Annotated in this window: 18 protein-coding genes; 7 read left to right on the plus strand and 11 right to left on the minus strand. The window is 69.8% G+C overall.

All coding sequences use genetic code 11. The features are described from left to right. Nucleotides 1-274: 274 nt before the first annotated feature. Complete coding sequence (locus ACF073_RS09130) at nucleotides 275-877, minus strand: TetR/AcrR family transcriptional regulator (RefSeq protein ID WP_392067903.1); 603 nt, start codon at nucleotides 875-877, stop codon at nucleotides 275-277. 83 nt (nucleotides 878-960) lie between these two features. Here ACF073_RS09130 and ACF073_RS09135 point away from each other — a divergent pair, with 83 nt between their 5' ends. Both ACF073_RS09135 and ACF073_RS09140 read left to right on the plus strand, forming a co-directional pair. Continuing rightward, entirely contained in the window at nucleotides 961-1,239 is a 279-nt protein-coding gene (locus tag ACF073_RS09135; RefSeq protein WP_392068891.1) for an SsgA family sporulation/cell division regulator, read from the plus strand. A gap of 39 nt (nucleotides 1,240-1,278) precedes the next feature. Beyond that, on the plus strand, nucleotides 1,279-2,406 hold the full coding sequence (locus tag ACF073_RS09140; protein WP_392067904.1) for a dihydrodipicolinate reductase: 1,128 nt from the start codon (nucleotides 1,279-1,281) through the stop codon (nucleotides 2,404-2,406). A 25-nt stretch (nucleotides 2,407-2,431) separates the two neighbouring features. Here ACF073_RS09140 and ACF073_RS09145 read toward each other — a convergent pair whose 3' ends face one another. The 3 genes from ACF073_RS09145 to ACF073_RS09155 all read right to left on the minus strand — a co-directional run bounded on the left by ACF073_RS09145 (nucleotide 2,432) and on the right by ACF073_RS09155 (nucleotide 4,779). After that, nucleotides 2,432-3,034, minus strand: a complete 603-nt coding sequence (locus ACF073_RS09145) for a helix-turn-helix domain-containing protein (protein WP_392067905.1) — start codon at nucleotides 3,032-3,034, stop codon at nucleotides 2,432-2,434. A 145-nt stretch (nucleotides 3,035-3,179) separates the two neighbouring features. Further along, the gene (locus ACF073_RS09150; protein WP_392067906.1) at nucleotides 3,180-4,118 is read right to left on the minus strand and encodes a M56 family metallopeptidase; all 939 of its coding nucleotides are present in this window, start codon (nucleotides 4,116-4,118) and stop codon (nucleotides 3,180-3,182) included. 37 nt (nucleotides 4,119-4,155) lie between these two features. Beyond that, nucleotides 4,156-4,779: a TetR/AcrR family transcriptional regulator gene (locus ACF073_RS09155; RefSeq protein WP_392067907.1), complete on the minus strand. Its 624-nt coding sequence runs from the start codon at nucleotides 4,777-4,779 to the stop codon at nucleotides 4,156-4,158. A gap of 181 nt (nucleotides 4,780-4,960) precedes the next feature. Here ACF073_RS09155 and ACF073_RS09160 point away from each other — a divergent pair, with 181 nt between their 5' ends. Both ACF073_RS09160 and ACF073_RS09165 read left to right on the plus strand, forming a co-directional pair. Further along, nucleotides 4,961-5,218 carry a hypothetical protein gene (locus tag ACF073_RS09160; RefSeq protein ID WP_392067908.1) on the plus strand — a complete coding sequence of 86 codons (258 nt, stop codon included), beginning with the start codon at nucleotides 4,961-4,963 and terminating at the stop codon, nucleotides 5,216-5,218. Between the two features lie 382 nt (nucleotides 5,219-5,600). Further along, a complete protein-coding gene (locus tag ACF073_RS09165; RefSeq protein ID WP_392067910.1) occupies nucleotides 5,601-5,921 on the plus strand; it encodes a hypothetical protein in 321 nt (106 codons plus the stop codon). Here the strand turns inward: ACF073_RS09165 and ACF073_RS09170 are convergent. Together ACF073_RS09170 and ACF073_RS09175 are read right to left on the minus strand one after the other, a co-directional pair. Beyond that, the gene (locus tag ACF073_RS09170) at nucleotides 5,842-8,121 is read right to left on the minus strand and encodes a SpoIIE family protein phosphatase (RefSeq protein ID WP_392067911.1); all 2,280 of its coding nucleotides are present in this window, start codon (nucleotides 8,119-8,121) and stop codon (nucleotides 5,842-5,844) included. The genes ACF073_RS09165 and ACF073_RS09170 overlap by 80 nt on opposite strands. Nucleotides 8,122-8,248: 127 nt before the next feature. Beyond that, a complete protein-coding gene (locus tag ACF073_RS09175) occupies nucleotides 8,249-9,310 on the minus strand; it encodes a zinc-binding dehydrogenase (RefSeq protein ID WP_392067912.1) in 1,062 nt (353 codons plus the stop codon). A 257-nt stretch (nucleotides 9,311-9,567) separates the two neighbouring features. On the opposite strand from ACF073_RS09175, the gene ACF073_RS09180 reads away from it, so the two are divergent. From ACF073_RS09180 to ACF073_RS09190, 3 genes are all read left to right on the plus strand, one after another. Continuing rightward, entirely contained in the window at nucleotides 9,568-12,786 is a 3,219-nt protein-coding gene (locus tag ACF073_RS09180) for a bifunctional cytochrome P450/NADPH--P450 reductase (RefSeq protein WP_392067913.1), read from the plus strand. A 151-nt stretch (nucleotides 12,787-12,937) separates the two neighbouring features. After that, the gene (locus ACF073_RS09185) at nucleotides 12,938-13,555 is read left to right on the plus strand and encodes a TetR/AcrR family transcriptional regulator (protein ID WP_392067914.1); all 618 of its coding nucleotides are present in this window, start codon (nucleotides 12,938-12,940) and stop codon (nucleotides 13,553-13,555) included. Next, entirely contained in the window at nucleotides 13,537-13,686 is a 150-nt protein-coding gene (locus ACF073_RS09190) for a hypothetical protein (protein WP_392067915.1), read from the plus strand. Before ACF073_RS09185 ends, ACF073_RS09190 begins: the two co-directional genes overlap by 19 nt. Nucleotides 13,687-14,570: 884 nt before the next feature. On the opposite strand, the gene ACF073_RS09195 is transcribed toward ACF073_RS09190, so the two are convergent. The 5 genes from ACF073_RS09195 to ACF073_RS09215 form a co-directional block, all read right to left on the minus strand. Next, nucleotides 14,571-15,437, minus strand: coding sequence for a phytanoyl-CoA dioxygenase family protein (locus tag ACF073_RS09195; RefSeq protein WP_392067916.1), 867 nt, complete (start codon nucleotides 15,435-15,437; stop codon nucleotides 14,571-14,573). A gap of 392 nt (nucleotides 15,438-15,829) precedes the next feature. After that, nucleotides 15,830-16,930, minus strand: coding sequence for a phosphotransferase family protein (locus tag ACF073_RS09200; RefSeq protein ID WP_392067917.1), 1,101 nt, complete (start codon nucleotides 16,928-16,930; stop codon nucleotides 15,830-15,832). Beyond that, on the minus strand, nucleotides 16,930-18,168 hold the full coding sequence (locus tag ACF073_RS09205) for an acyl-CoA dehydrogenase family protein (RefSeq protein WP_392067918.1): 1,239 nt from the start codon (nucleotides 18,166-18,168) through the stop codon (nucleotides 16,930-16,932). The genes ACF073_RS09200 and ACF073_RS09205 overlap by 1 nt, the downstream gene beginning before the upstream one ends. Before the next feature lie 28 nt (nucleotides 18,169-18,196). After that, the gene (locus ACF073_RS09210; RefSeq protein ID WP_392067919.1) at nucleotides 18,197-18,979 is read right to left on the minus strand and encodes an SDR family oxidoreductase; all 783 of its coding nucleotides are present in this window, start codon (nucleotides 18,977-18,979) and stop codon (nucleotides 18,197-18,199) included. Between the two features lie 3 nt (nucleotides 18,980-18,982). Further along, entirely contained in the window at nucleotides 18,983-20,662 is a 1,680-nt protein-coding gene (locus ACF073_RS09215; protein ID WP_392067920.1) for a class I adenylate-forming enzyme family protein, read from the minus strand. Nucleotides 20,663-20,675 lie beyond the last annotated feature (13 nt).

The following is a 20,675-nucleotide window of genomic DNA, read 5'->3' on the forward strand; positions in this document are numbered from 1 at the left end:
CCGGCCTCGGACTTGTCGTAGAGGCCGCAGTGGGAGACGCCGGGGACGACCAGGAGTTCCTTGTTCTGCGAGGTGGCGAGGTCGAAGATCAGGTGCGCGAATACGGCTTTTCGCATGTCGTGGACATGGTCATACCGGGCGTCTCCGGCCTGGCGGCGCCCAGCCCCTCGGCGACCCTGGCGCTGTACAGGGTTTCGACCACCCCTGCTGCCGGCCGGGCTCGCAGGACGTAATCGCTCATCGGCAGAACGCCCGGCGTGCGCCGGTTCGCGCCTCAGTCTCGCTCGCGTACCCGGGCCGGGTGGTTCTCGACGCTCGCGACCGCGCCGTCCAGGGCGAAGTGAGCCATCGCGTCCAGCTCGAGCCGGGTGGGCGCCGGGCGCTCGTCGCTGCCCGGAGCGGAGGGGAGAGTGGCCCACTGCTGCACGACACCTGTCAGCTCGCTGATCATCAGTCCCGTGAGCGTCGCGCACAAGGTGGCGGCCACCCGTGGGATCTCCTCGGTCGGCAGGCCCGCCGCGGCCGGCACGTTGGTGAGGTCCCGCCAGAAGGAGTCCTCGGGCTGTATGTACTCGGCGCGCCCGAGGCAGTACGTCATCAGCTTCGGGTGCTCGAGTGCCAACTCGCGGAAACCCAGAAACATGTGGCGCAGGCGGTCCTGCCAGGGCAGACCCTCCGGGCCCTGCGCGCTGAACCGCGAGCCGACGCGGGCCGCCGCTCCCCGCAGTACCGCCTCCTTGTTCGGTACGTGGTGGTACAGCGACATCGGGTTGGCGTTCAGCGCAGCCGCCAGCTTGCGCATGGTGAGCGCCTCGACCCCGTCGCCCTCGATCAACCGCAGTGCTACGTCGTAGATGCCGTCCTCCGTGAGGGGCACCTCCCTCTTCCGTGTCCCTCGCGGAGACCGGGCTGCCCGTGCAGTTGCTTCCTGCGCCCGGGCCGATGACCGTGCCGCTGCGTATGAACCTCGCATACGAGCCGGACGATCCCTACGCCGTCCGTGTCTCGTTCGCCTGCCCGGACACCGGGCGGACGGTGGAGTGGATCATGGACCGGGACCTGCTCGCCGCGGGCCTGGTGGGATCCCCTGTGGGGCTCCGTATCCGGACGGTGAAACGCAACGGCATCGGTCACGGGGTTCGTCCCCGTGACCGATGCCGTTCGCCGTCCCGACGGCAGAAGACGGAGCGCCTGCTTCGCTCGGGCCAGGTGCCCCTTGTCGTGGCACCGTCAGCGTGATAGAGCTAGGCCGCTGTTTAGTGCTACTAAACAGCGCACATGGTCACGCTGGTTCAGTCGTGCAAGGGAGCGAAGTTGAGCAGTCAGACAGTCGTCGTGGGTCTCGGCGCTACCGGCCGTGCCATCGCCTCCTCCTTGCTGGAACGCGCGGACGTCGACGTCGTGGGGGCGGCGGACCGAGATCCCCGCGTAGTCGGTCAAGACCTCGGAGTGGTGCTCGGCGGCGCACCGAACGGCGTCGTTGTCGTGAGTGACCTCGCTGATCTGCCTGCCGCTGACCTCGCGGTCGTGGCGACCACGTCGGATCTGGACCAGGTCGCCGGCATCCTGTTGCCTCTGCTGGAGCGGTCGTACAACGTCCTCAGCATCTGCGAGGAACTCGCCCATCCCTGGCGTAGCCATCCGGATCTGGCCCGTCGGCTCGACGGTACGGCGAAGGCGCACGGCGTGACGGTTCTGGGCGGCGGAGCGAACCCGGGCGTCCTGATGGACACCCTTCCGCTCCTGCTGACCGCATTGACCCAGCGCGTGGAGAGCGTGCGCATCCGTCGACGCACGAACATGTCGCGTTACGGCGCGATCCTCTCGAAGTTCGGTCTCGGTCTGGACCCGGAGGAGTTCGAGGCTGCTCGCAACCGTGGCGACGTCGTCGGCCACTACGGCTTCGAGCAGGCCATCGGGGCGCTCGCGGCGGGGCTGGGCTGGGATCTCGATTCGGTGGAGGTGGGGGAGGTCGAGCCCGCGGTCGTGACGACGTCGCCGCGAGTCGGTGACCACCTGCGCATCGAGCCGGGACAGATATCGGCCGTCACTCACGCGGCTCGCGGGATGCTCGAGGGCGAAACGGTGATCGACTTGGAGATCATGTTCGGCTTCTTCGAGCCTGCTGACGAGGTGACCGCCGGCGACGACTATCAGGTCGTCGGTGAGGAGCAGGTCATCGACCTTCGTTCCTGCGTGGGCTTCGACTCGTTCCTCAGCACGATCGCAGCGGCCGTCAATGCCGTCGCCGCGGTCGTCGAGGCAGAGCCCGGTCTCCTGTCGATGGGAGACCTGCCCGCCCGTGCGGTCGCGGCCAAGGGGGCACGACGAGCAGCCCGGACGTCACCCGGGACCACGAAACTTCAGGAGCAAGCCGAGTTCGAGTCTTCGAGCGAGGCGCACTGACACCCCCCGGCAATGCGCGCCGTCATCATCGCTCTCCGCGCGTGTTGCTGAGCAACGGAGGTGACAGGACCCACAGGACCTCGCTCACCGTCGTGCCCGGATTGTCGAACTGGTGAAGTGTCCGGCCGGGAAATGAGGTGGAGACGCCGGCGGACAGCATCCGTGTCTCGCCGCCGACGATCAGGCGGGTCGAGCCGCTCAGTCCCAATGCGAAGATCGTGGTGGTGTCGAGCCGATAGGGGCCACCGGTGCCACCACCTGGTTCGACGACTGAACGGAAGACTTGAAAAGCCGTGCTGCCGGCGGGCGTGAGCAGGTACTCGGAAACGCCTTCACCGCCCATGTCGATCGGGCTTCCGCCGGTGACGATCGGCTCATCCGGATAGGCGAACAGCTCTCCGACCCCGATCTGCAGCACATCGCAGACCCGCAGCAACGTCGGCACGGACACCCTGCTGAGACCGCGCTCCAGCTGGCTCAGGAACCCCTTGCTGACGTCTGCCTGATGTGCGACCTCCGTCAGTGACAGCCCGCGGCCGAGTCTGATCTCCCTGAGCCGCGCGCCTGTGGACTCGTCAAAAACCTGCGAGCTGCTGGGTGCCCCGCGTGCCTCCCCGCTGTCATCCATGGACACCGTGTGCTCACCGCCCCTCCGGAGGTCGTACGGGCCATCGGGTGACAGGCCGACTCCGACGAGCCCCTCATGTGCACCGAGGCTAAGGCATGCGTGCGAGGGCCTGTCACATCCCCTCTCAGCATCTGCCCGTCGCACTTCAGTCGAGTGCGTCGATCCCTGGTGCGAGGGTGATGAGCAGGGGCAGCGACGGAGTCAGCGCCGCCGCTATGGCGATGAGGACGCGGTCGCGGTGCCTCAGTCTCGGCGGGGGACTGAGGAGGCGGTCCACCCGGTCACCCAGCGCGCGGCGGCTGGAGGCACAGGAGAGAACCCCTCGGTGCTGGTTGAGTTCGATCAGGGCGAGGGCGGTGGTGACGTGCCCGCACCGCCGCGCGGCGATGTCGTCGGCGGCCAGTTCCACCAGTTGGTGGGTCCGCTCGCAGAAGTGGGTGAACAGGGGTACCCGGGGAAACCCACTGGCGAAGGCGGCGGACAGATGCAGCAGCCAGTCGTGGCGGGCACGCGCGTGGCCGCGCTCGTGGGTGAGGACGGCATCGAGCTGGCGGTCGGTCAGCCGCTGTACAGCCCCTGTGGTGACGACGAGCCGGGACGGGCTGCCGGGCAGCCACCAGGCGTCCGGGTATTCGTCTTCGAGTACCAGCAGGGGCCCGCTCGCGGCGGGGAAGTCGCCGGGTAGATCCGGCGCCCGTCGCCGCAGACGGTCGCGGGTCACCGCGCGGGTCCGGCGGATCGCCCAGAACCGTCCGGCGAGCACGGCCGCCGTCCACACCGCGCCCGCCGCCAGGAGCAGGGTGAGTCCGGTGGCCCAAGCGGGGGCCGCGGCCAACTCGTAGGCGGCGAGGACGCCGCGCGGCGCCGACTCGAAGAGGGAGTCGCGCACGGTGCGGAAGACCGCAGCCATGCCGAGCAGCAGTCCGGTCAGGCAGCTCAGCAAAGCGGTGGCGACCAGACATTGCCACACCCACAGACCGAGTACGGGCTCCCGCTCAGGCCAGGTCGCCCGGTCCAGCCGTCGGGCGGCCGGTATACCGGCCGTCAGGCTGACGGTGAGAAGGAGGAGCAGGCAGCCGATCATGTCATGTCTCCGATGGATGTCCCTTCGTGTTCGATGCTCAGACCGTCGGCATCTCCGGGAGAGCGAGGCGACCCTTGGCCAGAGCCACGGTCGCGGCCACGAGCGCCCTCAGCCCCTGCTGCTCCGCGGCCTCGTCCGACAGACACAGGGCCTGCAGGGTCAGGCCGTCGAAGCCGGAGAGGAAGAACCGGGCGACCGTGTCCGCGGGCGCGGTCAGCTCCTGTCCGGCCCTCGCGGCCGTCTCGCTGATCAGTCGCGCGGTCACCTCCACCACCCGCCGGTAATGCCCCTGCCGGGCCTCGTGCAGTCCAGGCACGCGCAGGGCGAACATGGCCAGTTCGTTGAGCAGTTGATGGTGCGAAGACGGCTTACGCATAGTGCCCCACAACTGGGCCGCCAAGGCGCTGAAGGTCTCCTCGAATCCCGCGTTCTCCGGCGCCGCCCGCCGCACCTGCTCGATGAGGTCATCGGTGATCTGGTCCATGACCGCGCGGTACAGGTCCTCCTTCGTGCCGAAGGTGTAGTGGACCGTGGCTTGCGCGACTCCGAGCTCGGCGGCGATGGCGCGTGTGCTGCCGGCGGCGACACCTTCCCTGGTCATCAGGTCGATAGCTGCTTTGATCAGCTGGGGGCGGCGCTCAGCCGCGGTTACGTGAGCCATACGTGCCACTATATCGACTTAGTCGTTCGACTAAGTCACGATTTCGCAGCAACCCGGAGGACCAGGGCGGCTCCTGTGATCGTCCTGCTCGTCGTCACGGCTCTGGTTCTCCTGTGGGCTCTGGTATCGGACCGGCCGGCCCGCTGGAGTATCACCGCACCGATCGCCTTCGTCCTGGCCGGTGCCCTGCTGGCGGGCGGGGACCTTCCCCGTCCTGCGCCTGGACTTCCAGACGGATGCCTACCGGCGGAGCGCCGAACTGGTACTGGTCGTGATGCTCTTCGCGGACGGACCGAGGGCCAGGAGCTACGAGCGGCTGGGGAACCCGACGGTGGAGCGCCGACTGCTGGGGCTGGCCCCGCCCGCTTCCGTGGGGCTCGCGACCCTTTTCGGCGCGGCGCTCTTCCCCAGGGCCGGCTGGTGGCCGCGCTATTGGTGATGCCGATGGATCTCGCCCCGTTCCGAACTTCCTCACGGACGAGCGGGTGCCGTGGAGGGGGCAGGGCCGCGCTGAACATCGAGGGCGGTTTCAAGGACGGCCTGATCTCCCCGCTCTTCGTCCTCGCCGTGGCCCATGCGGTCGGCCACGGCGACCACTCGTTCGCTGATCTGGTGCTGAACGCGCTCCAGGGTGCCGTACTCGCAGTACTCGTCGGCACGGCCCTGGGCCTGGATGCAACTGACTCGTCCGACGGAGTCACCGGGCCGGCTGGGCGGAGCCGCGGGTACTGCGTTTCGCCGGTCCGGCGCTGCCTTGCCTCGCCTACGCCGGTGCCGTCCTGATCGGGGGCAACGGCTTCGTCGCCGCGTTCGTGGCCGGCATGTGCGACGCCCGCACGGCTCATGACGTCGGACGCGACCCCCGGGATCTCGTGCACGACACCAGCCACGGCCCGCGCGGGGTGACATCGATCCACTTCGCGGTCCTCGCCTACGTCGAGCTGGGAGCGCGAGACGCCTCGCTCATTCTCAAGCTGGCCGGCTCCACGGTGCTGCTCAGCCTCATCCAGCACGGCGTGACAGCGGAGCCCCTCGCCCGGTGGCTGGGACAGCGCGCCGTGATCACCGACGGCGGAGAGGGGTCCCGTACCGGCCATGTGCAGCGCCGCCGGTCACCTCAGGCAGAGGGGAAGGCGTCGTAGGGACGGTGATCGTGAGATCGACTCCCGGTACGGCCTGTACACCCCCGCGGGACCCGTCGTCCTCACGGGGGATGGGCTGCTCGGCCCAGATGACCTTCCCGTCGCGGGAGTGCCTCGTGCCCCAGCGGTCGGCCATCTGGGCGACCAGCAGCAGGCCGCGGCCCCCTTCGTCGAAGGTGCGCGCACGACGTAGGTGCGGAGCCGTGCTGCTGGCGTCGGAGACCTCACAGGTGAGTGAGGCTTGCAGGATCATCCGTAGCTGGATGGGGCTCCGGCCGTACCGGACGGCGTTCGTCACCAGCTCGCTGACGATCAGTTCCGTGGCGAAGGACAGGTCTTCCAGCCCCCACTCCTCCAGACGATCGGCTGCGAAGCGGCGGGCGCGGGACACGGCCGCCGGGTCGGAGGGGACATCGAGCACCGAGATGTGCCGCGGGTCGAGCGCGCGCGTCCTGGCGACCAGCACCGTGGTGTCGTCGACCGGCTGATCCGGCACGAGTGCGTCCAGCAGCCCGTCACAGACCGCGTCGAGCGACTCGGGTGCCGCGGCGAGATGTTCGCGGAGCACCGCACGCGAACCGGTCTCGCCGGACGCGCCGCTCCCGATGAGCCCGTCGGTGTAGAAGGCGAGAAGGCTGCCCTCGGGGACGTCGAACTGGGCGGTCTCGAAAGGAAGTCCGCCCACCCCCAGGGGCGGTCCCATGGGTATGTCGAGGAAGCCGACGGACTTGGCCACCGATCCGGACGAGGCGTCCGGCCGCGACGCTGTCGCCAGAGCGGGCAGAACGTGACCGGCGCTCGCCAGGGAGCACGTCCTGGTGGAGGCGTCGTAGACGGCGTACAGGCAGGTGGCGCTGAGTCCGCCCTCGTTCCGGCCCTCCTCCCGGCTGAGGCGGATGACCACGTCGTCCAGGTGGGTGAGCAGCTCATCGGGCATCAGGTCGATGTCGGCGAAGGCCCGGACCGCCATCCGCAGGCGGCCCATGGCGGCGGCGGCCTCCAGGCCCCGGCCGGCCACGTCGCCCACGACCAGCGCCACCCGTGCCCCGGACAACGGGATGACGTCGTACCAGTCTCCGCCCAGCCCCGCGCGGCCCCCGCTCGGCAGATAGCGGGCAGCCGTCTCGACCACCGCGCTCCGCACGGGGCGCTGGGGCAGCAGACTGCGCTGGAGCGTAAGGGCGGTGAGGCGCTCGTGGGTGTAGCGGCGGGCGTTGTCGATGGACACCGCGGCCCTCGCGGCGATCTCCTGGCCCAGAGACAGATCGTCGTGATCGAACGGGGCGGCGGAGTGGCCGCGAAAGAGCTGGACGAGGCCGAGGACGGCCCCGCGAGCCTGTAGGGGAAGCAGCAGAACCGAGTCTCCGGCCTCCGGCTCCCACGGCGCGGACCCGCCTGGCTCCACGCCGATGCGGAGCACCGGTTGCCCGCTCCTGAGGGCCCGCTCCTGCATGGACCCCTCGGGGTAGCGATGGGCCGGCACGCCGGCGGGGCAGTCCTGGACGGCGCCGGGGGTACCCAGTGCCACACGGCGGAGCAACGCGTCGTCCGGGGCCCTGTGGTGGGGCTCGGGGGTTTCGCTCACGGCGCTGTCGAGGAGATCGACCGCCACGAGATCGGCGAAGTCCTCCGTGCCGACCTCCACCAGTTCCTCGGCCGTCCGCGTGATGTCGAGGGTCGTGCCGATGCGCCGGCCCGCCGCGTCGGTCATGGCGAGTCGCTGTCGCAGGCGGCGCTCGCGTTCCTCCTGGTAGGCGGTGACCACCTGTTCCGAGCCGATGTCGACGTAGGCGAACCCCGAGTCCGTCATCCGCGTCACGATGTCGCTGACGAGTTGCGTGTCGTCGGTGAGACGGGCGGCCTCGGCCTGCATCTGCCGCAGCAGGATCATGTGGCCGATCCGGTACGCCCGCAGGAGCCCGCTGAGCGGGAGCCCTCGGCGAGCGCACTCACGGGAGACTTCCATGGCCAGTTCCGGCGGCTCCACCTCGTCCATGGCCACCTGACCGTCGAGCAGGTCGAGGAAGGTCGTCAGGTGGCCGGTGATCTCATGGAGCGCGAGTACCGCCAGGTCCTCGTGCTCCCAGAAATCAGGCAACTCGTCGCGCAGCCGGCCAAGGAGCGCGTCCGCCCGCTCGCCCACCTGGGGGCGGATCCCCTGAACCAGGCCATGCAGCAGCTTGTCGACCTCGGCGCTCATATGGTGAACCTATCGAAAGATCACGCTGTCTGACCTTGCGGGGCGGGTGAGCCGGGCACCGGTGCCGAATGCCGAGCGTGCAGCCCCTCCGGGACCCCGGAGGGGCTGCACGCACGCGGGATTCGTCTCACGGAGTGAGCACCAGGCGGATCGGGTCCCCGACCTTGTTCTCCAGGCGGGCGACCGCCTCCGCAGCCTCGGCCAGCGGCACGTGGGCGGTGATGGACGGAGCCAGGTCGATCCGCCCGGCCGAGGCGAGGCCGACGAGCTGCTCCACGTGCTCGGGCTCGGAGCCGTAATGGCCGCGGACCTGGTTGACGTTGAAGCAGAAGCCGATGCTGTCGGCGATCGTGACCGGCTCCGGGGTGAGGCCGGCGAGCACGAGTGAGCCGAATGGACCGAGCACCGACGCGGCCTGAGCACGTGCCGCGCCCACCCCGGCGAAGTCGAACGCGACATCCAGGCCGCGTCCGGCCGTCGCCTCCCGTACCGCGTCCGCGAAGTCCGCCGCGAGCGGGTCGAGCGCCACGTCCGCGCCGAAGGTGAGGGCGCGCTCCCGGGCGGAGCGCAGCGGGTCGACCGCGATGACCGGGGCCGCGCCGACCATCCGGGCCAGCCGGACGGCGTGCGCGCCCAGACCGCCCGCGCCCCAGATGCCGACCGCCTGTGCGGGCCGGACAGCACCGGTGCCTACGATCGCGGCATAGGGGGTGGAGACCGCGTCGGGGATGATCGCCGCCTGGTCGAAGGGCAGGTCGTCCGGTATCGGGAGAAGCGTGGCCTCGTGGGCCACCGTGTACTGGGCCCAGCCGCCGTCGTAGTCCAGACCGCGGGTCAGCGGTCGCTGGCACATCATCCGGCGCAGACAGCCGGGGCAGTCACCGCAGGCCTCGCCTGCCTGCAGTACCACGCGCTGCCCCGGGCTCCAGTCACCCTTCGTGTCCGGGCCGAGCGTGTGCACGACTCCGGCGACCTCGTGGCCGAGCGTCACGGCACCCGCCTTCGTGACGGCGTCGACCGGGAAGAAGGGGCTCAGACTGCCGTCGATCAGGTGGACGTCGGACAGGCAGACCCCGGCGGCGCGGACCTCGATCAGGACCTCGCCCGGGCCGGGGACCGGGATCGGCACCTCCTCGACGGCGAAGGTTCGGGTGTCAAGGCGGAGTCGTCCGGCGAGCATGCTGCTCATGGTGAGGCCCTCGATTCTGTCTGGGGAAAAGCGCGCGGATCACGGCAACCGATCGACTTGGTCAGTCGCTCAAGTCATTCAACCGTGTCGTGCGACGAGGTCTACTGTCAAGCGCGCCGGACCCTACGTTTCACATGCTTCTTTAGTTCCTCCAGTCGACTGTGTCGCGTAATACGGTCACTCGACATGAGCAGGTGACAATGTCGCCTGTAGGGTGGTGGCCAAGCGACCGCTGATGAGCAACGAAAGGTACGTTCATGACCCAGACGACCGTCGGCGGGACCCAGGCGATTCCTGAGCGTCCCTCGCTCCCCCTGATCGGACATGCCCTGACCCTCCCCGGCGGTGCCGACTTCCTGACCCACGTCCTGAAGGAGGTGAAGGATCTGGGGCCGGTGTACCGGCAGCGCGTCTTCGGCAACGAGACCGTGATCGTGGGCGGCCTGGAGCTGGTCGAGGAACTGGCCGACGAGAGCCGTTTCCGCAAGAACGTGCACGAAGAGCTGGTCGAGGTCCGGCAGATCGCCAAGGACGGGCTGTTCACCGCCTTCAACCACGAGCCGAACTGGCGCAAGGCGCACGACATCCTGATGCCGGCGTTCTCACTGGGTGCGATGCGCAGCTACCACGGCACGATGCTCAAAGTCGCCCGTTCCCTCATCGGCAAGTGGGACCGGCTCGCCGAAGTGCAGTCGGTGGACGTGCCCGACGACATGACCCGGCTGACCTTCGACACCATCGGCCTGTGCGGCTTCGGCTTCGACTTCGAGTCCTTCCGCCGCAGCGACCTGCACCCCTTCGTCGAGGCGATGGGCCGGGCCCTGCACTTCACCCAGGAGAAGACCGAGTCCATCCCGGGCACGGAGATCTTCCGGCGCAAGCAGGCCGAGCAGTTCCGCAAGGACGCCGAAGCGATGGCGAACCTGGTCGACGACGTCATCCGGCGGCGCCGTGAGTCCGGCGACACCAGCACCGACGACCTCCTCGGCATGATGCTGCACACCAAGGACCCGGTGACGGGCCAGCCTCTCGACGACGTGAACATCCGCCACCAGGTGATCACCTTCCTCATCGCCGGCCACGAGACCACCAGTGGCGCGCTCTCCTTCGCGCTCTACTACCTCACCAAGCACCCCGAGGTCCTCAAGCGGGCCCAGGCAGAGGTGGACGCCCTGTGGGGCGACACGGAGAACCCCGAGCCCGACTACGGCGACATCGGCAAGCTCGCCTACATCCGCCAGGTGCTCAACGAGAGCCTCCGGCTGTGGCCGACCGCGCCGGGCTTCGCCCTGGAGCCCATCGAGGACACGGTCATCGGAGGCAGGTACGCCGTACGCAAGGGCGAATCGCTGATGGTGATCACCCCCGCGCTGCACCGCGACCCGGCCTGGGGTGAGAACGTCGAGCTGTTCGACCCCGACCGCTTCTCGCCCGAGCGCGAGGCGGCGCGCTCCGTCCACCTCTTCAAGCCGTTCGGCAACGGTGAACGTGCCTGCATCGGAAGGCAGTTCGCCCTGCACGAGGCCACGCTGCTCCTCGGCCTCCTGGTGCACCGTTACCGTCTGCTCGACCACGCCGACTACCAGCTCAAGATCAAGGCGTCGCTCACCATCAAGCCCGACGGGTTCAGCCTCAAGCTGGCCCGCCGCACGAGCGGTGAGCGTGTCAGGCCCGCCGCCGCGAGCGCCGCCGCCGGCTCCCGTGCCGCGGCGGCCACGGTCCGGCGTGCCACCGGCACCGCCCTCACCCTGCTGCACGGCTCCAACCTCGGCACGTGCGCCGGCATCGCCGGTGACCTCGCGGCCGAGGGCGCGGACCAGGGCTTCGCCCCGGCCGTGGCCTCCCTGAACGACCACACCGGCCGACTGCTCGATGCCGAGGGCCCCGTGGTGATCGTGGCGGCGTCGTACAACGGCAGGCCCACCGACGACGCGGCCGAGTTCGTCGCCTGGCTGGAGGGTCTGGAGCCCGGTGAGCTGGACGGCCTGGAGTACGCCGTCCTCGGCGTCGGCGACCGCAACTGGGCCGCCACGTACCAGCGGGTGCCCACCCTCATCGACGAGCGCCTGACGGCGGCCGGCGCCAGGCCGATCCTGGACCGCGCCGCCGCGGACGCCTCCGGCGACTTCGGAGGCGCCGTGGACCGGTGGACGGCCGACCTGTGGACCACGCTGCTCGACCGGTACGGCACGGCGGTCGAGGGAGCTGCCGCTCCGGCCGCCGAGGCGGAGGACGAAGAGGAGGGCCTGTACGAGCTGGAGGACACCACCGAGTCGGCCATCGGTGGACTCGCCGCTCGCCACGGAGTGCAGCCGATGGAGGTCCTGGAGGCGTACGAACTGGTCGACACCGACCACGAACTCGGCCGCTCCAAGCGCTTCCTGCGGCTGCGGCTGCCCGAGGGCGTCACCTACCGCACCGCGGACCACCTCGCCCTGCTGCCGAGGAACCCGGAGGAGCTGGTGCGGCGGGTCGCCGACCGCTTCGGCCTGGACCTGGACCGCACGGTCCGGCTGCGGACCCGTCGCCGCAGCCGGAACGCCCTGCCCGTCGACAGGCCGCTGACGCTGCGTCGCCTGCTGACCGATTTCGTCGAGCTCCAGGACGCCGCCACCAGTGAGCAGATCGCCGTGCTGGCCGAGCACACCCCCTGCCCGCCGGAGAAGCAGCCGCTGGCCCGGCTCGCCGCGGCGGACGAGCAGACGTTCCGGGAGCAGGTGACCGTACTGGGGACCAGCGTGCTGGATCTGCTGGAGCGATACCGCGCCTGCGAGCTGCCTTTCGAGGGCTTCCTCGAGCTGCTGCCGGTCCTGCGCCCCCGCCACTACTCGGTCTCCTCCTCCGCGGCGGCCCGGCCGGGCGAGGTCGACCTCATGGTCTCGCTGCTCGCGGCACCTCACCGCGGTGGCGAGGGCACTTTCCGCGGCATCGCCTCGCACTACGTGCAGACGATCGAGGCCGGTGACACGGTGTGGGCGCGGGTGCTGCCCTGCAGCGAGTCCTTCCGCCTCCCGGAGGACCCCTCCATACCCGTGATCCTCGTCAGCGCGGGCACCGGCCTCGCGCCCTTCCGGGGAGCCGTCCTGGACCGGCACCACGCCGGCTCGACCGGCACCCTGCTGTGCTACTTCGGCTGCGACCACCCCGAGGTGGACTACCTCCACCAGGACGAGTTCGAGGCCGCCGAGGCGGCCGGCGCCGTCAGCATGCGTCCGACCTTCATGCACGCACCCGTCGACGGGGCCCGCTTCGTCCAGGACCGGATCGCCCGCGAGAGCGACGAGGTCTGGGCCGCCCTGGAAGCGGGCGGCCGCGTCTACATCTGCGGCGACGGCCGCCGCATGGCCCCCGCCGTGCGGGAGGCGTTCATGGCCGTCCACCGCGCGCACACCGGCTCCGGCGACGAGGAGGCCGCCGCCTGGCTGGCCGGCATGGTGGAGTCCGGCCGGTACGTGGAGGACGTCTGGGCCGGCTGATCGCAAGTACCCCGACGTCAGGGGGCGTGCCCGTCGGGTGCGTCCCCTGACCTGGTCGTTTCACCAAATCTGACAAAGGGGCCATGCTACCGTTGAAGTAGTTCAAATGACTGAGTCAATACTTCTCGGTCACGGTCTCCCGGAGGGCTGAATGGCGTACGTGTCGGCGGAAGCGCGGCGACAGCAGCTGATCGAGGCGGCGGTTCTGGTGGTGGCCCGCGAGGGTGCCGACGGGGCCACCACCCGGAAGATCGCGGACGAGGCCAAGGCGCCTCTCGCCTCCCTCCACTACTGCTTCCAGAACAAGGAAAATCTCCTGCTCGCCGTCTTCACGCAGCTCAGCGCGGAGGTACCCGTGGGCGTTGTTCTGCCCGAGGACGGAAGCGCGACGCTGTCGGACGTCATAGAGCAGAGCCTGACGAACGCCATGCGGTGGAGTGCCGACAACCCCGTTCGCATGCGGGCCATGATCGAGGTCACGCTGTGGGCCGAGCGCAATGACCCCGAGCTGTCCGTCAGCTTCTACGACACCTTCCTCAGGTCCGCGGAGGCCGTACTGCACCAGGTCGACGTGTCGCTCTCGGACGAGGAACTGCACTCGGTGGTGCGGGTCGCGATGTCCTTGGTCGACGGGCTCTCCCTGCAGATGCTCACCAACGGAGACAAGGACCGCACGCTGCGCGACACCGCGACCGCCTGCGCGATCCTCAAGTCCTACCTGAGCGAGCGCGAACGGAACCCCTCGGCGGGATGCTCGTCGACGGCGTGATGTCCATGCCCTCCGACACGATCTTCTTCAGTGCCGCGTACGACCAGGCGGACATCGACGCCACGGTCCGCGGGCTCCAGAGGCTCCAGCGCCAACTGCCGCAGCCGCTCGTGACCGTGCAGCCGGCCTGACCTCACCGAAGGCCCGGGCGGTTCGACCAACGCGGTCGTCTTCGTCCTGCCGCCGCTCCTGCCGGTCATCCAGGCGCGGTACGTCTCGCCACCGTGGCCGGGACGACGTGGCTCTACTCGGCGCTGACCCTCGGAGGGGGAGCGGGCTTTCAGATCATGAAGATCCACCCGGGCCCTGCCCGCTCGCCCATCGGAGGCTTTCCTGGCGGACCTTGTGCCTCGTCCGCCCGCCGACTGGACCTGCCAGAGACCGGGGTCTGCGCTGCCGGGGCGTCTCGCTGACCACCGACCGGAACGCTTCAAGCGGTTCCTGCGGCTCCGTCTGCCCGGGGGTGTCGGCTTCTGCGGCGCGGTCCGCGACCGCCACCAAATCGGGCTCTCGGCGGCGGGAGCCGTTCAAACGGCGGTCGTCCTGGTCGGGCCCAGGAAGCGGGCCGTGCCCGGCTGTGGGAGCGGGGTCCCGAGTTCCCCGTCCGCCTTCCAGCCGGCCGCGGGCCTCCGCTGCGTGCGGGGGGAGCACCCGGACGCCTCGTTCATGCCCGGTAGCCCCTTCAGGCTCGTCGTCGCCAGGGGGCGCTGCGTCGGCTGACCGATCGCCAACCGGACGCCGTCGCCACTCCCGAGCCCACCGCAGCCGGCTGCTGTATCTGTCCGGCGTCCTGGAGGGGGGCTTCCTCGGGGTGCTGCCAGTGCGGGCGTGTCACTCCGACATGCCCGCATCGCCATCGCGGAGGCAGCGGCCTCCCTGACCGAGGAACGCAGGGTCATGGGGCCGGTCAGTCCGATGAGAACTGGCATGGCGCGTCCTGCGGACTGGGGAGCCGTCCGCAGGACGCCCTGCTCATGAGGCCCTGGCGGGGTGTGTACGCCAACCGGGTCGTCTCTCAGAGATCGAGGTAGTCACCCAGGTCGGCGTAGTCGACCTGCCACAGGCCGGGAGAGCCCGTCGGGTACTGGGAGCGGAACCCGAGCATGCGCTGGACACGCGGCGAGAGCGTCCTTGCGACCTCGATGTCGACCAGGAAGGGGTACGCCTCCTCACCGGTGAGGAAGCCCGGATTGAGGGCGAAGGCCACGGCCCGCCGGTACTCGTCATCGGTCTGGTTGGCGCCACCACCGTGTGCGGTCTTGCCGCTGAACAGAAGGGCGTCTCCGGCGTTCATGATCGCGGGGACGGTCTGCTCAGGAGTCCCGCGGTCCTCGAAGTCGCTCCAGTGGTTGCTCCCCGGGATGACGCGCGTGGCGCCGTTCTCCTCCGTGAAGTCGGTCAGGGCGATGAGGAAGTTGAGGGTGGCTTCCGGGCCGTCGGGTCCCATCCCGATGAACGGGAACCAGTTCTCCAGGTCCCGGTGCAGCATCTGGGCCTGGCTGTGGGGGCCGATCTCGATCACCTGCGCGGTGGTCATCCAGTACGTCCCCGACTCCGGGAGGAAGATCTGGTCGCAGATCTCGTGGACCAGGGAGTGTTCGAGGATCTCGTTGCGGAACGTCGCGCTGTGCGTGACGAGGTTGGTGAGCCGCTTGGTGTTGCTGCCGTGGAAGGCGGCCACCATCTCGTTCTCGTGGGTCGAGCCCGGACGGAGCGCCTGCAACGGCGGCTCGATCTCGGTGTTGAAGCGGTTCATCTGCTCCGTCGTCAGGAAACCCTTGACGATGACGCCTCCGTCTCGGGTCAGGAGCCCGAGAATCTCATCCGTCGGTGTGTCGGTCGCCACCGACGACAGGGTCTGGGGCTGCTTCTCCACTGTCATGGAATCTCCCTCTGGACGTGAACTCCGTTTGTCACGTGGCTTTTTCATGCAGTCGGACGCCAGGACCGGGCCGTTCGAGTCCCAGCGGCGCGTAGGGCGTGGCGTCGGCTGTCGTGGGCCGGGCCGTGTCCGTCGCACGCAATCGAGTAGGAGAGGTTGCCCTCCCACTGCCCCGCAACCGACAGGAGGGACGAGGTCATCGTGATCCAGTCGGCCCACGCGTTTCACAGCCACATCGGTGAGCGTGGGGAACGTGTCGCGAAGCCATGCGTGCCGTACACGCTGCCGGCGTTTCCTTGCTGTTCCTGCGGGCTTCACTGTCCTCAGCCGCGCCCGCGGTGAGAACGGCAGTGCGCCCCTGCTCCGCTCAGATCCGGTGCACTGTGCACAGGTCAGCGGCGAGTGGTCACCGTCAGACCGGCGTACTGGCCGGCCCGCTCCAGCAGCCGGGGGACACCCGCTTCGAGCGACGGTCCGAAGGACGTGTCGTGGGGCCGCTCACCACGCTGCCAGCGGGTGTAGATGGCCTCGGAGAAGATCGCTGCCTTCCACAGGGCGAGGGCCTGGTACCAGGGCAGCGCGGTGAGGTCGAGGCCCGTCCGGGACTGGTAGCGCTCAGCGAGCTGGCGCTGGGTGAGGTAGCCGGGCGACCGGGTCACCCGGGTCAGCTCGAGCGGGGTGGCGGGGCTGCCGGCCTCGGAACAGGTGGCGGTCAGGTACCCCAGGTCCGCGAGCGGGTCGCCGAGCGTGGCCATCTCCCAGTCGAGGACCCCGACGACCCTGGCCGGCGCTTCGGGCGCGAACATGAGGTTGCCCATGCGGTAGTCGCCGTGCACCACCGAGGCCGTCCGGCTCGTCGGCAGATTGCGGCCGAGCCAGTCTCCGATGCGCTCCACCGCGGGCAGGCTGCGGGTGGTGTTGACCTCCCACAACCCGCGGAACCTGTCGATCTGGCGGCGGAGGTGCCCCTCCGGGAAGCCCAGGGAGGCGAGTTCCCCTTCGGCCACATCGATGCCGTGCAGCGCGACGAGGACGTCGACGACCGCCTCGCTGGTGGCCGCGCGCTGTCCGGCGCAGGAGAGGTGCGGCGGGATGGTGCCGGTGATGACCGTGCCGTCGAGCCGGGACATGACGTAGAACGGCACACCGAGGAGCGACTCGTCCTCGCATACGGCGATGATCTCCGGCACCGGTACCCCGTGCCGGCCGAGGATGCTCTGGATGCGGGCCTCGCGCACCATGTCGTGTGTCGACTTCGGCAGTGGGGGACGCGGCCCGCGACGCAGGACGACGGACCTGTCACCGCGCTCGATCAGGTAAGTGACGTTGGAGTGGCCGTCGCCGGTGCGCTGCCAGGCGACCGGGCCGCTGCCGATGCCGTGCTGGTCGAGGAAAGCGGTGACCGAGTCGAGGATCAGGAGCGGAGGGCGGTCGAGACGACGTGCGTTGTCCCGGCACGTGACGACTTCCACGCCGTCGGGGACAGTGAGCATCACGCGCCTTTGTCCCGGCCCACGACAGCATCGCCCCGGTACGGTTCACCGGCCCGGACCGCGGCGCTGCGTCCTGCCGAGGCGCGGCGGGCGATGGCCCACCTGTGGGTCTCGTTGGAGCCGTCGTAGATGCGGAACGGCCGGACCTCGTTCAGGTACTGCGCCAGCGGGAGTCCGTCGGAGACCCCGTCCCCGCCACAGATCTGGATGGCCCGGTCGATCACCCGGAAGATCGCCTCCGAGCAGTGCACCTTCGCGACCGAGGACATCGCCGAGCCCGCCTTCGGGTCACTGTGCAGCAGTGCCGCGGTCTTGGTGATGATCGCGTCCGACGTCTCGATGTCGATCACGGACTCCGCGATCAGGTGCTGCGCCAGGCCCAGTGAGTCGATCGGGCCGCCGAACAACTCCCGCTTCCCGGCCCGGTCGAGTGCGATGTCGTGCGCCCGCCGTGCCAGCCCCAGCCACCGCATGCAGTGGGTGAGACGCGCGGGTCCGAGCCGGACCTGCGCGTAGCGGAATCCGAGTCCGACTTCGCCGAGTACCGCGTCGTCGGGGACGAAGCAGTTCTCGATGTACAGGTGCGGGTGACCGCCGTCGATGGAGCGATCGACGGTGTGGATCGCCTCGCCGCCCCGGAGCCCGGGGTTCGTCATGTCGACGAGGAACATGGTGGCCCCCTCCGGGGAGCCGTCGACGGCCGGGGTCCGTGCCATGACGATGCAGAACGCGGCACCCAGGGCACCGCTGGTGAAGCGCTTGTGGCCGTCGATGATCCAGCCGCCGTCGGCACGCACGGCCTTGGTCCGCAGCGCGGCCGGGTCGGATCCCGCTCCGGGGTGGGGCTCGGTCATGCCGAAGCACGAACGGACATCCCCCGCCGCCAGGGGCGCGAGATAGCGCTTCTTCTGCTCCTCGGTCGCGATCTGGTTGAGCATGTGCATGTTTCCCTCGTCGGGTGCCATGCAGTTGAGCGCGACCGGGCCGACCGGCGAGTAGCCGGCCTCCTGGAGAATCGGTGACCAGTACTCGATGGACAGGCCCTGCCCGCCGAACTCCGTCGGCACCAGCGGCGCGAAGACGCCCGCCTCCTTCGCCGCGGCCTGCAGCCGGTCACGGGTGGCCCGGTCGAGGCGTCCGCCCGGTGCGGGCTCCGCGTCGATGACGACCTCGCGGACGAACTGGCGGGTGCGCTCACGCAGGTCCGCGAACCGGGGCGGAAGGTGAGGAAATGTCATGGTTGTCCTTCGTCGGTGGGCAGGGGCGTCAGGCGGTGCCGCCGGCGACCGTGAGGCCGCCGTCGACGGTGAGGACGTGGCCGGTGACCCAGGAGGAGTCCTCCGAGCCCAGGTACGCCACCGCCGAGGCGATGTCGGACGGCACGCCCAGACGCCGCAGGGGGTAGTCGGCGGCCACCTCGGCTTCCTTGCCCTCGTACAGGGCTTCGGCGAACCGGGTCTTCACCACCGCGGGAGCCACCGCGTTGACGCGTATCTCCGGGCCGAGCTCGACGGCCAGAGTCTTGGTCAAGTGGGACACCGCCGCCTTGCTCACTCCGTAGAAGCCGATGCCGGGTGCGGGGGTTTCGCCGGTGACGGAGGAGAGGTTCACGACAGTCCCGTGGCGTTCGGTGAAACCGAGCTTCGGGTGGGCCACCGCGTCCTGCACCCAGGCGAGGGTGGCGAGGACATTGACCTCCAGTACCTTGCGGGCGACATCGAGGTCGAGTCCGACGACGGGGCCGTACGCGGGATTGATGCCCGCGTTGTTCACGAGGACGTCGAGCCCGCCGAACTCGCGGGCGACGGTGTCGAAGACCTCGCGGCGATGCTCGAGATCGTCCGCCTTGCCGGCGACCGTGATGACGCTGCCTGGGGGGAAAGAAGCTGCGGCCTCCCCGAGCGGGCCGGTGCTGCGCGCCGTGATGCACACGCGCGCGCCTTCGGCGACGAGCCGTTCCGTCACGGCGAGACCAATGCCCCGGCTCGCTCCGGTCACGACGGCGACGCGGCCTGCGAAACGGCGCCGGCCGGTGTGCTTGTCGTTCATGGATCAGTCCTTCGTGGGGGAGAACGCCCCCGGCCCGTCGAGGCCGCGGAGTTCCGCGCGGCGGATCTTGCCGGTCTGGGTCTTGGGCAGGTCGGCGATGAGGTGGATCCGGCGGGGGCGTTTGTAGGCGGCCAGCCGGTCGCGGGTGAAGGCGATCAGCTCCTCCTCGGTGGCGTTCAGGCCGGACTTGAGGGAGACGTAGGCGACCACCGTCTCGCCGCGGTACTCGTCCGGCCGGCCCACCACGGCGGCCTCCAGCACCGAGGGGTGTTCGTAGAGCGCGTCCTCGACCTCGCGCGGCCAGACCTTGTAGCCGGACACGTTGATCTGGTCCTTGAGCCGGTCCACCAGGTAGACCCAGCCCTCCGGGTCGATGACGGCGACATCGCCGGTGCGCAGTCGGCCCTGCGGCATCGTCAGCGCGGTGACCTCGGGCTTTCCCCAGTACCCGGCTACCACCTGCGGCCCGCTCAGCTCCAGCTCGCCCTGCTCCCCGTGCGGCACCGGCCGGCCCTCGGGGTCCACCACCCGCGCGGTGAGGCCGGGCAGCGGCATGCCGATGGACAGTGTGCCGCTGGGCAGGTGCACCGGTGCCCTCAGTCCGGCGGGTACGGCGATGACGGCGGAGGTCGTCTCGGTCATCCCGTAGCCGTTGTGGATGTAGGCGCCGAAGCGTTTCTCGAACCGCTCGACGGTCGCGGGCGGGATCGGCGCCCCTCCCGAGTAGAGGTGCTTCACGGAGGCGAAGTGCTCCGGGCCGGCCTGCGGTAGCTCGTAGATGGCGTTGTACGCGGTGATGGAGCCGATCGTGTAGGTCACCTGGTGCTCGGCGAACGCCTCCAGGGCGACCTCGGGGTGGAACCGGCCCGCGAGGACGAGGGTGGTGTCGGTGAGCAGGGAGAGCACCGCGTTGACCACCGCGCCGGTGATGTGGAACAGCGGGGCCATCGCGAACACGACGTCCCCCGCGCTCACCCCGGTCCACGGCGCGCAGGTCGCCACCACGCTCAGGACGTTGCCGTGGGTGTTCATGGCACCCTTCGGCGGGCCGGTCGTACCGGAGGTGTACGTCAGGAACGCGACGTCGTCCCGGACCGGGTGCACTGGGGAGGGGCGGCGGCCGGCGAACTCCTCGACCAGCGCCTTCAGATCGCCGTCCGGGGCGGGGGAGGGGCGTTCCGTCGTCGCGAAGACCCGTGCGTCGTCGCGGGACTGGAAGTCCAGCGCCGAGGTGCTGACCAGCCACCGCACCGTGCTGCCCGTCAGGGTGGTGAGGGTCTCCTCGGTGTCGGTGTCCGCGCAGACGACGCCGACTGCCCCGGCGTCGTCGATGATGCGGCGGAGCTCCTGCCGCCGGTACATGGGGTTGAGCCCCACCGCGGTGGCGCCCAGCTTCCACAGAGCCAGCAACACCAGCACGTAACCCGGCACATTCTGGAGGTACACGCCGACCCGGTCGCCCCGGCCGGTGCCGCGCGCCTCGAACGCGGCCGCCAGCGCGTTCGTCGCGGATTCCAACTCCCTTGCGGACAGGACCCCGTCGAAGTAGCACAGCGCCACGCCCTCAGGGTTCCGCGCCACGCGGTCCTGCCACGCGGCCACCAGTGAGGCGGGGGCCGAAGCCCTTGCCGTACCGGACCCGTCGAGAAACGTGGCTCCCCGCCGGCCCTCGTCCACTGTCATCTGTCGTCCTTCC

The sequence above is a fragment of the Streptomyces sp. NPDC015171 genome (assembly GCF_043079545.1).
In the GTDB taxonomy this organism is placed as follows: Bacteria; Actinomycetota; Actinomycetes; order Streptomycetales; family Streptomycetaceae; genus Streptomyces.

Bases quoted from the DNA above. Each gene is read 5' to 3' on its own strand.
- ACF073_RS09145 (WP_392067905.1), bottom strand. From the start codon at position 3,034: ATGGATGACAGCGGGGAGGCACGCGGGGCACCCAGCAGCTCGCAGGTT.
- ACF073_RS09195 (WP_392067916.1), bottom strand. From the start codon at position 15,437: ATGACAGTGGAGAAGCAGCCCCAGACCCTGTCGTCGGTGGCGACCGAC.
- ACF073_RS09135 (WP_392068891.1), top strand. From the start codon at position 961: ATGAACCTCGCATACGAGCCGGACGATCCCTACGCCGTCCGTGTCTCG.
- ACF073_RS09155 (WP_392067907.1), bottom strand. From the start codon at position 4,779: ATGGCTCACGTAACCGCGGCTGAGCGCCGCCCCCAGCTGATCAAAGCA.
- ACF073_RS09190 (WP_392067915.1), top strand. From the start codon at position 13,537: ATGCTCGTCGACGGCGTGATGTCCATGCCCTCCGACACGATCTTCTTC.
- ACF073_RS09185 (WP_392067914.1), top strand. From the start codon at position 12,938: ATGGCGTACGTGTCGGCGGAAGCGCGGCGACAGCAGCTGATCGAGGCG.
- ACF073_RS09215 (WP_392067920.1), bottom strand. From the start codon at position 20,662: ATGACAGTGGACGAGGGCCGGCGGGGAGCCACGTTTCTCGACGGGTCC.
- ACF073_RS09170 (WP_392067911.1), bottom strand. From the start codon at position 8,121: ATGAGCGCCGAGGTCGACAAGCTGCTGCATGGCCTGGTTCAGGGGATC.
- ACF073_RS09150 (WP_392067906.1), bottom strand. From the start codon at position 4,118: ATGATCGGCTGCCTGCTCCTCCTTCTCACCGTCAGCCTGACGGCCGGT.
- ACF073_RS09140 (WP_392067904.1), top strand. From the start codon at position 1,279: ATGGTCACGCTGGTTCAGTCGTGCAAGGGAGCGAAGTTGAGCAGTCAG.
- ACF073_RS09180 (WP_392067913.1), top strand. From the start codon at position 9,568: ATGACCCAGACGACCGTCGGCGGGACCCAGGCGATTCCTGAGCGTCCC.
- ACF073_RS09200 (WP_392067917.1), bottom strand. From the start codon at position 16,930: ATGCTCACTGTCCCCGACGGCGTGGAAGTCGTCACGTGCCGGGACAAC.
- ACF073_RS09175 (WP_392067912.1), bottom strand. From the start codon at position 9,310: ATGAGCAGCATGCTCGCCGGACGACTCCGCCTTGACACCCGAACCTTC.
- ACF073_RS09210 (WP_392067919.1), bottom strand. From the start codon at position 18,979: ATGAACGACAAGCACACCGGCCGGCGCCGTTTCGCAGGCCGCGTCGCC.
- ACF073_RS09205 (WP_392067918.1), bottom strand. From the start codon at position 18,168: ATGACATTTCCTCACCTTCCGCCCCGGTTCGCGGACCTGCGTGAGCGC.
- ACF073_RS09165 (WP_392067910.1), top strand. From the start codon at position 5,601: ATGTGCGACGCCCGCACGGCTCATGACGTCGGACGCGACCCCCGGGAT.